The 12,898-nt window shown below is 59.3% G+C and carries 11 protein-coding genes; 8 read left to right on the forward strand and 3 right to left on the reverse strand.

Annotation, left to right across the window (positions count from 1 at the left end; all coding sequences use genetic code 11):
- Positions 1–19: 19 nt before the first annotated feature.
- Positions 20–493 carry a SixA phosphatase family protein gene (locus ISF28_RS10810; protein ID WP_198117178.1) on the reverse strand — a complete coding sequence of 158 codons (474 nt, stop codon included), beginning with the start codon at positions 491–493 and terminating at the stop codon, positions 20–22.
- Positions 459–2,618 (reverse strand): polyphosphate kinase 1, encoded by a 2,160-nt coding sequence (gene ppk1 / locus ISF28_RS10815; protein WP_198117179.1) that lies wholly within the window; start codon positions 2,616–2,618, stop codon positions 459–461. The genes ISF28_RS10810 and ppk1 overlap by 35 nt, the downstream gene beginning before the upstream one ends.
- A gap of 324 nt (positions 2,619–2,942) precedes the next feature.
- Here ppk1 and ISF28_RS10820 point away from each other — a divergent pair, with 324 nt between their 5' ends.
- From ISF28_RS10820 to ISF28_RS10835, 4 genes are all read left to right on the forward strand, one after another.
- The gene (locus ISF28_RS10820) at positions 2,943–5,705 is read left to right on the forward strand and encodes a type VI secretion system Vgr family protein (protein ID WP_198117180.1); all 2,763 of its coding nucleotides are present in this window, start codon (positions 2,943–2,945) and stop codon (positions 5,703–5,705) included.
- Complete coding sequence (locus ISF28_RS10825) at positions 5,702–7,309, forward strand: hypothetical protein (protein ID WP_198117181.1); 1,608 nt, start codon at positions 5,702–5,704, stop codon at positions 7,307–7,309. The genes ISF28_RS10820 and ISF28_RS10825 overlap by 4 nt, the downstream gene beginning before the upstream one ends.
- Before the next feature lies 1 nt (position 7,310).
- The gene (locus tag ISF28_RS10830; RefSeq protein WP_198117182.1) at positions 7,311–7,898 is read left to right on the forward strand and encodes a hypothetical protein; all 588 of its coding nucleotides are present in this window, start codon (positions 7,311–7,313) and stop codon (positions 7,896–7,898) included.
- 1,172 nt (positions 7,899–9,070) lie between these two features.
- The gene (locus ISF28_RS10835; RefSeq protein WP_198117183.1) at positions 9,071–9,682 is read left to right on the forward strand and encodes a hypothetical protein; all 612 of its coding nucleotides are present in this window, start codon (positions 9,071–9,073) and stop codon (positions 9,680–9,682) included.
- An 82-nt stretch (positions 9,683–9,764) separates the two neighbouring features.
- Here ISF28_RS10835 and ISF28_RS10840 read toward each other — a convergent pair whose 3' ends face one another.
- Positions 9,765–10,637: an AraC family transcriptional regulator gene (locus ISF28_RS10840; RefSeq protein WP_198117184.1), complete on the reverse strand. Its 873-nt coding sequence runs from the start codon at positions 10,635–10,637 to the stop codon at positions 9,765–9,767.
- 184 nt (positions 10,638–10,821) lie between these two features.
- Here ISF28_RS10840 and ISF28_RS10845 point away from each other — a divergent pair, with 184 nt between their 5' ends.
- The 4 genes from ISF28_RS10845 (at position 10,822) to ISF28_RS10860 (ending at position 12,877) form a co-directional block, all read left to right on the forward strand.
- Positions 10,822–11,508, forward strand: coding sequence for a hydrolase (locus ISF28_RS10845; RefSeq protein WP_198117185.1), 687 nt, complete (start codon positions 10,822–10,824; stop codon positions 11,506–11,508).
- Between the two features lie 28 nt (positions 11,509–11,536).
- On the forward strand, positions 11,537–11,806 hold the full coding sequence (locus ISF28_RS10850) for a XapX domain-containing protein (protein ID WP_198117186.1): 270 nt from the start codon (positions 11,537–11,539) through the stop codon (positions 11,804–11,806).
- Entirely contained in the window at positions 11,790–12,185 is a 396-nt protein-coding gene (locus ISF28_RS10855; protein WP_198117187.1) for a response regulator, read from the forward strand. The genes ISF28_RS10850 and ISF28_RS10855 overlap by 17 nt, the downstream gene beginning before the upstream one ends.
- A gap of 68 nt (positions 12,186–12,253) precedes the next feature.
- Entirely contained in the window at positions 12,254–12,877 is a 624-nt protein-coding gene (locus ISF28_RS10860; RefSeq protein ID WP_198117188.1) for a response regulator transcription factor, read from the forward strand.
- The last annotated feature ends 21 nt before the right edge of the window (positions 12,878–12,898 follow it).

A 12,898-nucleotide genomic window follows, 5' to 3' on the forward strand; every position in this document is an offset into this window, starting at 1 on the left:
GCTCCGGCCCCGGCCATCATCAGCGCAACTTGCCCACGATATCCGGCCCCACGGCCAGGCGGACGAACGGCGCCGGATCGTCTTCGCCCTTGTTGGCGATCCAGAACACGCTGGCCTTGCGGATCTTCCAGTCCTGCGCCGTCCCGGCAAAGATCAGCGACGCCACCTGGCCCAGCAACGGCTGATGCCCGACGACGACGACCGTGTATTTGTTGTCCGGCCAGCCGGCCGCTTCCAGGATGCGTTCCGCCGTCGAGTCCGTGTTCAGCGCTTCCACGGTCGTGAACTTGCGGCCCAGCGCCTGCGCCGTCTGCACGCAGCGTGCGGCCGGGCTGGAGAGGACGCGGGTGTGTGACGGCAGCTGGCGGTCGAGCCACGCGCCCACGCGCGACGCGTGGCGTGCGCCGCGCGCCGTCAGTTCGCGCAGCTGGTCGCCCTGGCGGTCGGGCACGTGCGGTTCAGCTTCGGCGTGGCGCCACAGGATCAGTTCCATGGTCGTTCTCCTTGTTGTGCGCGTGGACGGCACTTTGCGCGCCCAGCGTGTCCATCAGGAACTGCTGGGCGCCGAAGGCCGACTGGCTGCCGCGCGCCCTGCGGCGCCGGTAGCGGCCGTCGCTGCCCAGCTCCCAGGCATTGACATTGTCCTTCAAATAGACCTGCAGGCCCTCGCGCAACACACGTTTTTTCAGCGCGGGCGAACGGATGGGGAAGGCGACTTCGACGCGGCGGAACAGGTTGCGGTTCATCCAGTCCGCGCTGCCCAGGTAGACGTCGTTCTTGAGGTTGTTGCGGAAGTAGTAGACGCGCGTGTGCTCGAGGAAGCGGCCGACGATGGAGCGCACCCGGATGTTCTCCGACAGCCCCGGTACGCCGGGCCGCAGCGAGCACGCGCCGCGCACGATCAGGTCGATGCGCACGCCGTCCGCGGACGCTTCGTACAGCGCGCGGATGACGGATTCGTCGGTCAACGCATTCATCTTGGCGATGATGCGCGCCGGCTTGCCCGCGCGCGCGATCGCCGCTTCCTGGCGGATCGCCTTGACGATCTCCTTCTGCAGCGTGAACGGCGCCAGCCACATCGCGGCCAGCTGCGTCGGACGCGTCATGCTCGTCAGGTGGATGAACACTTCGTTGACGTCGGCCGTGATCTCGTCGTCCGCCGTCAGCAGGCCGAAGTCCGTGTAGAACCGCGCCGTCGTCGGATTGTAGTTGCCGGTGCCGAGGTGGGCGTAGCGGCGCAGGCCGTCCGGCTCGCGCCGCAGCACGAGCGCCATCTTGGCGTGCGTCTTGAGGCCCACGACGCCGTACACGACCTGGGCGCCGGCTTCTTCCAGCTGCTCGGCCCAGTTGATGTTGGCCTCTTCGTCGAAGCGCGCCATCAGCTCGACGATGACGGTGACTTCCTTGCCGCGCAGCGCGGCGCTGATCAGCGAATCCATCAGCTCCGAGTTCGAGCCGGCGCGGTAGATCGTCTGCTTGATCGCCACGACGTTCGGATCGGCCGCCGCGCAGCGCACGAAGTCGATCACCGGCTGGAACGACTGGTACGGATGGTGCAGCAGAATGTCCTGCTTGCGCAGCACGGCGAACATGTCGTGGGCGTTCACGAGCTTGGCCGGGAACCCCGGCGCATACGGCGTGAACTTGAGATCCGGGCGCGCGTTGTTGTTGGCGATTTCCAGCAGGCGTCCCATGTTGACGGGGCCGTCGACGGTGAACAGGCGCGAGCGGTCGATCGAGAACTGGTCGAGCAGGAAGTCGGCCAGATGCTTGGGACAGCCCCGCGCCACCTCCAGCCGCACGGCGAAGCCGTAGTTACGGCTGTGAAGTTCGCTCTGCAGCGCCTGGCGCAGGTTCTTGACCTCTTCCTCGTCCACCCACAGGTCGCTGTTGCGGGTGACGCGGAACTGCGAATACGACACGACTTCGCGCCCCGTGAACAGGTCCGCCATGTGCGCCTGGATCACGGAGGTCAGCAGGCAGTACGACGCGCCCGGCTTGTCCGACAGTTCGTCCGGCAGGCGGATGAGCCGCGGCAGCACGCGCGGCGCCTTCATGATCGCGATGCCGGTGCCGCGCCCGAAGGCGTCCTTGCCGGCCAGTTCGATGATGAAGTTCAGGCTCTTGTTGATCACGCGCGGGAACGGGTGGGCGGGATCGAGGCCGACGGGGGTGAGCAGCGGCCGCACCTCCTTGTCGAAGTACTGCTTGACCCACGCCTTCTGCGCCGCGTTGCGGTCGGAACGGCGCAGCAGGTGGATGCCGTTGGCGGACAGCTGCGGCAGGATCTGGTCGTTCAGCAACGCGTACTGGCGCGCGATGATCTGACGGCACTCCGTGGCGACACCTTCCAGGTCGGCCTCGCCGGGATCGGGCCCGCCGTGCGACTGGTGCTGGGCCAGCAGGCTCGCGACGCGCACCTCGAAGAATTCGTCGAGGTTGCTCGAAACGATGGTGAGGAAGCGCAGGCGTTCGAGCAGGGGAACGGACGCGTCCTCGGCCTGTTCGAGCACGCGGCGATTGAATTCGAGCAGGGACAATTCCCGGTTCAGGAGCAGGTGCGGGCTGTCGGCCGGAAGCGCGGCAAGAGCCTCGTCCGTTTTCAACTTCATATCCATTTTTCGGAAATATTTCACTCGTGGCAACAGAGTGTAGAAGGCGAGTGTGACAACATTGTGACAGAGAATGCCGGGCAGTGGGGTTCGGTCTTCAGTCGGGTGTCATTTTCGGTAAGCGATCTTCGACGTTCATTCCGAGCTCCGTCGCGCGCGAAGCCGCACCATCACTGTTGTTTCTCAATGGCAGTTCCGCTCCGTATGCCACGATAACAAGCCGTCTCGACAGTATCTGTAACCACGCGCAGAAGTGTCCGAACGCGCTGTTTCATCTCATTGTGGGCAGTACTTCCGTGACGAGCGACTACAAATGAGGTATCCGTTCCAATGGTCGATCTGAAAACCGCCTATGCACTTCATCAAGCATTCATCGGTCAACAGGACAGGCTCCTGAAGCTGACCGGCCTCCTTGGCAACGATCTCCTCCTGCCTCAGCGTGTCGTCGCTCATGAGCGCCTCGGCCGGGGTTACGACTACACAGTCGATGTCATATCGGTACGCGGCGATTTCGAACTGAAAAAACTCATTGCCCGCCCCGTCACGCTTTGGATCAGGCAGGAGGATCGAAGCTATTCTCCGGTCAATGGCTACGTGCATACGGTCAAGCGCCTCGGCAGCGACGGCGCGCTGACCTTTTGCCAAATATCGTTTGCGCCTTGGCTGCATTTCCTGAAGTTCCGGAAAGATGCGCGAATTTGGCAGGACAAGAATCCAGATGACATTTTGGCTGACGTATTTTCCGTGCACCCTCAGGCACGTGGGAATTTCCGTTTCGATTTGATCGAACCGGTTTCGCCGCGCTCATATTGCACGCAGTACGAGACCGACTGGCATTTTGTCCATCGCTTGATGGAAGAAGAAGGTTGGTTCAGCTATCACGAGCAATCTCCCGATGGCAAGAGCCACCGGCTCGTCATTACGGACACCACGCACCGCCTCAAGCCTGTCATCCCTCGACAAATCGACTTCCATCGTGGAGGTACCGAGGATGAGATCAACAAGATCGTGCACTGGGGGGCAAATCGTAGGCTGTCGTCGAATCAGTTCGCCACCAGAACCGACGATTACAAGTCACCCTTCTATCAAAAGGAGAGCAACACCACCGTCCTTGCGGAGCATGGGAATCGGCCCAGTCAATTGGAAATCTACGAGTATACCGGGGCCTACACCTATGCAAGACAACAGCAAGGCGATAAACAGTCGCGAATTCGGGTGGAAGAGTGGGAATCGAGCATGAAGCGTTTCTACGGCGTTTCTGGCGCACGTTCCCTGCCCGTGGGCGGGTGGTTCACGCTGGAGAATCATCCCGCGCATCGGGGCGACACGGAGGAGGATCGCCAGTTTCTCGTCATCGCCGTCGAATGGAGTATCGAGAACAATTTGCCGCTGTCGGACAAGCTCAGGGAGTTCCCTGACAGCCTGTCGCCGCAACTGGACGCATTCAAATCCGCCATCGGGCGCGATCTTGGGCAAGACCAGTCGAACAAGGGTAAGAAGGCCACAATGGGGCATACCGGGCATTGTTTTAATCGTTTCGAACTCCAGCGCCTGAAAGTCCCGTTCCGTAGTCCGATTGAACACGCCAGACCGAACCTGCATCCGCAGACGGCCGTTGTCGTGGGTCCGCCAGGCGAAGAGGTTTATACAGATGACCTCAATCGCGTCAAAGTCCGGTTTCGCTGGGACCGGCAAAATCCCGGCGACGAAAGAGCGTCATGTTGGGTACGCGTCAGTTACCCCAACGCGGGCCAAGGATGGGGCGCGCTGAATGTGCCCCGTGTCGGGCAGGAAGTGATCGTGACATTCCTGGGAGGCGATCCCGACCGCCCCGTCGTTACCGGCCGCCTCTATAACAATGATCAGGTTCCGCAATGGCACACCGACGGCAGGCTGTCGGGCTTTAAGTCCAAGGAATGCAAGGGTCGGGGATTCAATCAGGTCGTCTTTGACGACACGACCAATCAGAACAGGGTACAGCTGTATAGCACGAATACCCATGCTCAGCTGAATCTCGGCTATCTGGTCACTCAATACGGCAATGACCGGACCCGTTTTTATGGATCAGGTTTTGCGCTGAGCACCGACGACTACGGCGCCATCGTCACGAACAAGGGCCTGTACATCAGCACCTACGGACGCCCTGGCGCACAAGGCACCCAGCTCGACGCGACGGAGGCGATAACCCAACTGAAAGCGGGGACGGCGCTTGCAAAAAATCTGTCCGACACAGCATTCAAGGCGGGGGCCGAATCGCTGGCCGGACAGCGGGCACTCGACGCGTTCATTGACGCGACCCATGATCGTTACGAGGGCTACGGGCAAGGCGACGCAAATCGTTTCAAAGAGCCGATTCTGTTGGCCGCGTCCCCCGCAGGTATCGGATTGGCGAGCGCCAAAGGCGCACATGTGCACGCGAACGATCAGGTGACGCTGTCGTCCGGCATGGACACCAATATCGCAGCGGGGAAAAGCCTGCTCGCCAGCGTCGCCGAAAAGATCAGCCTGTTCGCTTCCAACGCAGGCATCAAACTGTTTTCCGCGAAGGGCAAAGTCGAAGTGCAGGCGCAAGCCAACGATCTCGATCTCATCGCGGAAAAAGTCGTGCGGCTGTTATCGACGACCTCCCGCATCGACATCCACGCGAAAGAAGAAGTACTCATCTCGGCGGGCGGATCCTTCATCAAGATCAACAGCTCGGGTATCACCGACGGCACAACCGGGAAGCGGGTGTCGCACGCGTCGATGCATAGTTTCGAACCGCCGGCGACGAATTCTTATGTCATGCCGCACGTGCTCAAGGCCGATCTGCAAAAGACGGATCTCGAATTTCGGCATTTGACCGACTGGGGCGTCCCGCTCGCAGGCGCCGCTTATAAGGCGACATTGAGTGACGGCAGCGTTCGAAAAGGAACGCTCGATGCTCAAGGCATTGCCCGCATCAGTGACGTTCCCGCGGGTACTGCGGCGAAAGTCGAGTATGACTACAAGCCGATGCCGGTAAGCGCCACTGTCGCGGCGGAAATGCACGAGGACCTCCATGAGCTATTGAACTGGACTCCCGGCAGCGCAATACGCAAAGGTGACGCATGAGTCAAGGCCGTTCGGCACCGGATCAACATACGATCCTCGCGGATGCCTGGGGCCAGGTTGTCGGCGGCATGGAATGGCTTCGGTCTGTCCTTTTCGGCGAATTCGCCGACCATCGCCCGCTATCCGCCGTTGTCGCCGACATGCTGGTCAGTTTTATTCCGGGCGTCGTCATTGTCACCAGCGCACGCGATGCAGTCGCAGTGATTTTGCGTTTGGCCATCCATCCTGAGAAGCGCGAAGACCTGATGGAGTGGGTGCTTCTGTGCGCCTGCCTGATTGTGATCGCCTTGCCGATCGCGATGGCTGCCGGCAGTGCCGTTGCATTGGGAGTGGGCGCCGTCGTTGGCGGCGTGGCAGGCTCGGAACTCGGCGCGGCGCTGCGCGCCGTCATGCTTATGCTGATCAAGGAAGCGTCTCAGCTCGTCGAACTCGTGCGCTTTCTGCAAAAGTTCATGAAGGGCGATGTTCTGAAGTTCTTGCGGGGCGTTAAATTTGCTAAATACGAAAGGGCGCTGATTCAAGCAATATGCAAAATCATCGGCAAACTGCTGGAGATCGTCAGAGCGCTGCGCGTTCATCTGGAAAGCCTGCGATATTTCGATACGGTCAAAATTGCGATTGCGAAATTGACTGATTGGGAGAAGAGGTTCTACGATGTTCAGCGGGATGCGCTCAGACAGGTGCCGAGAGCGGTGGCGGAACTCGACGCGAGGCTGGCGAAAGTATTGGCGCAGACCGCTCCGAAAGAAAGTCATATGGTGGCTGCTGGGGTTCAGGCAGACAAAACCGTGGCTAAGCTTCCGGCGCGGCAGCGCGTCATCGACACCCCTGGAAAAGTTCTGCCTGAGGCAGAGGGGCACGTAGTTCAAGCGGGCGGCCCAACGAAAACAACGATCAAGGCAGCGCGAAAAGCCAAGCCTGAGTCCCCTCCGAATTCGCCGTCGAAAGAAAAACCTGAAGCGGTTGCATTGACTGCCGACGGGCCAAATATGAAGAAGCAAGCCGTCATCGATGTTGCCATCGTGGCTGATCGAGAGCGGATCACGCAATTCTCGAACGAAGGGAAAATCAAGGAGGCGCAAGATATTTTGCAGCCTTATGTTGACGCCGCGAAGCGTGCAACAACAATTGCAGAAAAACGTTCTGCAATGAACTCGATCATTGATAGACTTGACGTGACTTCGGTAAAGGAAAAAATGTTTTGGTCGGGAAATAAGGGGTTGGCGAAGAAGATTGCGCAAGAACGAGGGAAAATCATCCTCGAGCAAACTCCCGGTGGGAAAGTAATTGATGATTGGGATGACCTGAATCGTACGTTTTCTTGGGATCCTGGAGACATGGAGCCTCATGGCTGGGATTTGTGGGGCGCTGTCTCAGCCGAGTATGCAAGACATGCCTCAGGAGAAATTGACATAATACAGAGCGCTGAGAAATTTCCAAGAGGAGGTGAGACTTGGCGAGGGAGCGAATGGACAACAATCGTACGAGAACGTAAAGTTGAGTTAATGAATATTTTTGCGATGGATGAAGGCGGCAACGTGATAAAAACGATGAGAATGGCGCCAAGTAGTGAAGTCGCGAAAGAACTTTTCAAGAGAAAATAATATGACTGCGGCATTTGAGAAATTTATGAGGCAACACGATATGACTGGGAGCGAAAAAGCTGATGGCTATAGCCCAGATGTGTTCATTGGTTTAAATGATCGAGAAAAAGATTGTGTTTTTAAATTGCTAACAGATGAGCTTCCATGGTCAGCCGAGTGGCTTTTTTCTCTTGATGCCGAGAAGGCCTCAACGGTAGTAAAAGAGAAAGAGGAAGAACTGCGCGGCCGAAGTTACGGGGATGTATATATGCTCCAACAAGTGCTAGTTAAATTTACAGGGGATTTAATCTATCAAAAACACATGATTGAAGATTATCCGTGCTACGACGATAGGTTAAAGGCGCGAGTCGTCGATGCTATTGAATGCACTCCGGCGAGTGCGGCGAAAATTTCGTTCCTGAAGCAAGTAATCTTGACTGAAACCAATGCCGACGCAGTAGCCAGCGCAAGCATCCATTTTCTGGATGCAATGAAAATCCCCGAGAAAACAGAGGAAGAGAAGAAAGAGTATTCCAGGTTATTCGATGAGTTGCGGAGTGACGATGTAAACGTTAAATTGAGAGTGATTGCTAAGCTGGAGAAACGTTGAGTAGATTTGTGAATGTGTTTATTGATTCGATGGCGCTAGAAGTTTTTTGTAAATTCGCCAAACCGAAATGGTGGCTATACAAAGAGTGGGAAAGAAGTTTGCGCGGATCGTAGTGTGGTGTTTGTAATAATTGAAATACTTTTTATCAAAGAGGCGCGCCAAATACGTTTTGCGATTTACTGAGGAGCGCATTCGAAAACCTCTTGAATTTCTTCCCGCTCAATAACAAAGAACGTCTCGATGGGCTAAGTGAAACCTAATTTGCTTCATGACCAAAGAAGAGCGGATTCGCGCCTTTGATTACTTACTAAAGCTCGTTGAGAGGGGAGGGATTGACGAATGCGTCGACGGCCTTTCCGGGCTGACTCCAATCGCGCGATCGAGCCCGTCAAACGCCTGCTGGCAGATGGGACATTGAATGGTGAGGGGCAAATCGCAGCAGCTTGGAATCATTGCAACTTCCAACGCGAGGAAGGCCTTCTGTCCACTTTTATCCGATTTTTGTCCAGCCCCGACCGACGCCTTCGAGAAAAAGCGGCGTATTACGTTCCGGCAGATAATTTGACTACTGAACTTAAGGTTGCTCTTCAAGGAATGATATGCACAGAAACAGAACAACTTGCACGTATACATGCTGTGGATAAACTTCTGCAATGTTACGGGGTAACGAGGGAGTCGGTCGGAAAGGACGCATTGTCGGTTTTTTTTACAAGGGCCTGCATAGCTGCTACCAAAAAATAAAAGAAAAAACTTTTAAAGTCCTTGATGCAATTATTTGACTAGCACGAAGTATGAGCGAATTATGAAGCGCGAAGATGATGAATCACCTGAGGCTCGGGCAGCCCGTCTTGAGCGAAAATCGGTTCATGCGGCTGCGCCAATAGGTTCCGCCCGCTAGCGCGAGCAACTCGCTATATTACGCGACTGGGGTCCTCGGGCGGCGCTCACGCGCACAAATCGCGACTTATCATGAGCCCGTCGCCATAACCATGGGACAACTTGTCCGGCATCATGAAGACACGCCTCAATGACACGCTTTACCGATGCAAACCCGCTCAGAGAAATAATTTTGCAACTAGATCTAGTTGGCGATGGTAACGTGGGGAATATATTGGAGATGTTGATAATTGAGCCAGGTGGCGCGATAGCGAGATCTATTTTGAGGAGGGATTATGTCGCTCGCGTTCGAGAAATTCATAAAACAATACAATGCGACCGGAAGTGAAAAGGCCGACGGCTACAGCCCTGACGTATTTGTCGGTCTCGACGAGGTTGAAAAGGAAAAAGTATTCGACTTATTGGTAACGGAACTTCCATGGGGAATCGAATGGCTTTTTTTTCTTGATTCTCAAAAAGCTCTCGAGATTGCGAAGGAAAGGGAGTCGAAATTGCGTGGAAATCCCTATGCAGGTGCTTACGTATTTCAACAACAAATAGTCAAATATTCAGGAGATTTGCTTTATCAAAGACATATGATTGACGACTATCCTGGTTATCCGGAGAATATACGGCCTCTTGTTGTAGACGCGATGCATCGCACACCGGACAACGAAAATACAATTGCATTTTATAAGAATGTTATTCTGGCAGAAGCTAATTCGAGCGCTGTCGCCAGGGCAAGTCGGCACTTGCTGGATGCCTTGAAAGTCCCAAGGGCGACCGATGCTGAGAAAGAAATCTACCGTGGGCTGGTAGCTGAATTACGTAAAGACGACGCTCAGGCGAAGTTGAGAGCTTTTGCTAGGCTCGAGAAATATATGCGCAACTTAACAACTCATGGCTGACTTACTGGCCGGTTATAGTACCGAATTCATTGAGATCGCCCATTTGAGTTAAAGAACGCTGATGTTGTGGTTTTCTCAATAATCACACCACCGTTTCCCTCACCCGCCTGAGATCATCCCTGGGCGGCCGCCCGAACATGCGGCTGTACTCGCGCGTAAACTGCGACGGGCTCTCGTAGCCCACCTGATACGCCACGGCCGCCACGTCGCGGCTGCTCGCCGCCAGGCGGGCGCGTGCCTCGTGCAGCCGGATCTGCTTCTGGTATTGCAGGGGGCTCAGCGACGTGAATTCCTTGAAGTGGCGGAACAGCGTCGATGCGCTCATGCCGCTCACGGCTTCCAGCTGCTGGGTCGACACCGGCTCCGCGTAGTGTTGCTGCAGCCAGCGGATCGCGCGGCCGATGCGCGACGCGCGGCTGTCCGCCAGGCCCACCTCGCGCAGCATCGGGCCGTGCGGACCGGAGAGCAGGCGCCACAGGATTTCCTTTTCCAGCAGCGGACGCAGGATGCGCACGTCGTCCGGATGGTCGAGCAGGGAGACGAGGCGTCCCACGGCGTCCAGCAGCTGGCAGGACGCCGCGTGCACGGCCATCGGCGCGGAATCCTGCGGAGCCTCGGCTTCCGCTTCGACGATCAGTCCCGCGATCTCGGCCGGCCGCAAGGTCAGCGCGACGCCCAGGTACGGCTCGTCCGCGCTGGCGTCGATCACCTGGCCCGTCGACGGCATCGACAGCGACACGATCACGCAGTCGCCCGGGCCGTATTCGTAGGTGCGGCCGCCGATCGTCGAGCGCTTGCGGCCCTGCAGGATCAGGGCGAACATCGGCTCCTCGATGGCGCTCATCGGGCCGGTCGGCGCCGTGACGGCACGGACCCGCAGCCCGGGCACGATGCAGTCCGGGCCCGTCCCGGCGTGGCGCATGGCGAGGTGTCGGAGGTCGTGCAGAGTCATCATGGTGTCGTTCGCTGGTAGGAGAGGCGCATGGCGTGACGCGACAGGGATCGTAACATGATCATCGCTACCAAGACACATATGCATGCCAGATGGCAGGGCTCGGCGCCTATACGAACGGATACTGGCGACGGCCATGGCGCGGGACTACCATGGTCTTCCAACCCTACCCGCAGAGGATCATCCCATGAACAATCCGAAACTCGAAGTGCTGACGCCGCAGAACAGCCAGCTCATCTTCATCGATCACCAGCCGCAGATGGCGTTCGGCGTGCAGTCGATCGACCGTCAGGTCCTGAAGAACAACACCGTCGGCCTGGCCAAGGCGGCCGCCGCGTTCAACATCCCCGCGACCATCACCACCGTCGAGACGCAGGGCTTCTCGGGCTACACCTACCCGGAACTGCTGGACGTGTTCCCGGACCAACCGATCCTCGAGCGCACGTCGATGAACTCGTGGGACGACCAGAAGGTGCGCGACGCGCTGGCCGCCAACGGCCGCAAGAAGGTCGTCGTCGCCGGCCTGTGGACGGAAGTCTGCAACACCACCTTCGCGCTGTCCGCGATGCTGGAAGGCGGCTACGAGATCTACATGGTGGCCGACGCCTCGGGCGGCACGTCGAAGGAAGCCCACGACTACGCCATGCAGCGCATGATCCAGGCCGGCGTCGTGCCGGTGACGTGGCAGCAGGTGCTGCTCGAGTGGCAGCGCGACTGGGCGCACAAGGACACCTACGACGCCGTCGTCGGCATCGCCAAGGAACATTCCGGGGCCTACGGCATGGGCATCGACTACGCCTACACCATGGTGCACCAGGCCCCGCAGCGCGGCACCACGCGTCACGAGACGCTGGCGCCGGTGCCGGCACGTTGATGCGCGCCATCCAACGACAGGGGGAAGCATGAAGTTCTACCTGGTGTCCCTGGCGGCCGGCCTGCTGGTCGGCTGCATCTACGCCTTGCTGCAGGTCCGGTCGCCCGCGCCGCCGGCGATTGCCCTCATCGGCCTGTTCGGCATGCTCGTCGGCGAGCAGGCCGTGCCCATCGCCAAGCGCCTGATCTCGGGCGAACCCGTCACCGTATCGTGGTTCCGCGCCGAGTGCGTGACCCGGATCAGCGGCATCGCGCCGGCGCCGGCTACGGGCGCGGCCGAGCATGACCGCGCCGCCTGAAGCCGGCCAGACGGTGCTCGTGGTCGACGACGACGACACCGTCCGCACCGCCATGCTCGCGCTGCTGCGCGCGGCCGGCTATGCGGCCCAGGGTTATCCCGGCGCGGCCGGCCTGCTGGACGGCGCCGATCCCGTCCACGCCCGCTGCGCCGTACTGGACATCCACATCGGCGAGCCGGACGGCTTCGCGCTGCGCGAGCGCCTGCGCGCGCTGGCGCCGCGCCTGCCCGTCATCTTCGTCACCGGCGACGACGATCCCGCGCTCGCGCGCCGCGCCGGCGCCGCGGGCGCGCTGGCGCTGTTGCACAAGCCCGTCGACGCCGATTGCCTGCTGGCGCTGATCGATGCGATCCCGGCGCCGCCGGACGCCCTCCAATGACGGCCACCCGCCCGCATGCCTCGGCAATTTCCGCTATGCTGGCGTCTGCGCACGACAGGGAGCCGGGCATGGACGATCGGATGGTGATGGTGGTGGACGACGACGCGCACGTGCGCGCAGGCCTCGAACACCTGCTCGCGGCGGAAGGCTACGGCGTGCGCGCGTTCGCCGACGCCGCCGAGTTCCTCGCCCAGCCGGCCCCCGTTGCCCCGTCCTGCCTGATCCTCGACATGCAGATGCCGCGGCTGGACGGTATGAGCGTGCTGCAGCACATGGCCGCGCGCCACCTGGCGCTGCCCGTCATCTTCCTGACCGGCCACGGTACCATCCCGCTGTCCGTCGCCGCCATGAAGGCGGGCGCCAACGAATTCCTCACCAAGCCCGTCGACCCGGACGCGCTGCTGGCCGCCGTCGACGAGGCGCTGACCGGCGACGCGCGCCGCATCGCGCGGCGGCGCGAAGCCGACGAGCTGGCGCGCCGCCACGCCCAGCTCACGCCGCGCGAGCGCGAGGTGTTCGGGCTCGCCATCGGAGGATTGCTGAACAAGCAGATCGCCGACGCGATGGGCATCAGCGAGATCATGGCCAAGGTCCACAAGCGCAACCTGATGCAGAAGATGCAGACGCGTACCCTGGCCGAACTGGTGCGCATGGCCGAAAAGCTCGGCATCGAGAGCGCCCGCAGTCGCTGAAATCGCGCCGCCCGTGCGGCC

It is taken from the genome of Massilia rhizosphaerae (assembly GCF_016093545.1).
In the GTDB taxonomy this organism is placed as follows: domain Bacteria; phylum Pseudomonadota; class Gammaproteobacteria; order Burkholderiales; family Burkholderiaceae_D; genus Telluria; species Telluria rhizosphaerae.

Excerpts from the sequence above, each read along its gene's own strand:
- ISF28_RS10855 (WP_198117187.1), top strand. The coding sequence starts at position 11,790 with ATGACCGCGCCGCCTGAAGCCGGCCAGACGGTGCTCGTGGTCGACGAC.
- ISF28_RS10835 (WP_198117183.1), top strand. The coding sequence starts at position 9,071 with ATGTCGCTCGCGTTCGAGAAATTCATAAAACAATACAATGCGACCGGA.
- ISF28_RS10810 (WP_198117178.1), bottom strand. The coding sequence starts at position 493 with ATGGAACTGATCCTGTGGCGCCACGCCGAAGCTGAACCGCACGTGCCC.
- ISF28_RS10825 (WP_198117181.1), top strand. The coding sequence starts at position 5,702 with ATGAGTCAAGGCCGTTCGGCACCGGATCAACATACGATCCTCGCGGAT.
- ppk1 (WP_198117179.1), bottom strand. The coding sequence starts at position 2,618 with ATGGATATGAAGTTGAAAACGGACGAGGCTCTTGCCGCGCTTCCGGCC.
- ISF28_RS10840 (WP_198117184.1), bottom strand. The coding sequence starts at position 10,637 with ATGATGACTCTGCACGACCTCCGACACCTCGCCATGCGCCACGCCGGG.
- ISF28_RS10820 (WP_198117180.1), top strand. The coding sequence starts at position 2,943 with ATGGTCGATCTGAAAACCGCCTATGCACTTCATCAAGCATTCATCGGT.
- ISF28_RS10845 (WP_198117185.1), top strand. The coding sequence starts at position 10,822 with ATGAACAATCCGAAACTCGAAGTGCTGACGCCGCAGAACAGCCAGCTC.
- ISF28_RS10860 (WP_198117188.1), top strand. The coding sequence starts at position 12,254 with ATGGACGATCGGATGGTGATGGTGGTGGACGACGACGCGCACGTGCGC.
- ISF28_RS10850 (WP_198117186.1), top strand. The coding sequence starts at position 11,537 with ATGAAGTTCTACCTGGTGTCCCTGGCGGCCGGCCTGCTGGTCGGCTGC.
- ISF28_RS10830 (WP_198117182.1), top strand. The coding sequence starts at position 7,311 with ATGACTGCGGCATTTGAGAAATTTATGAGGCAACACGATATGACTGGG.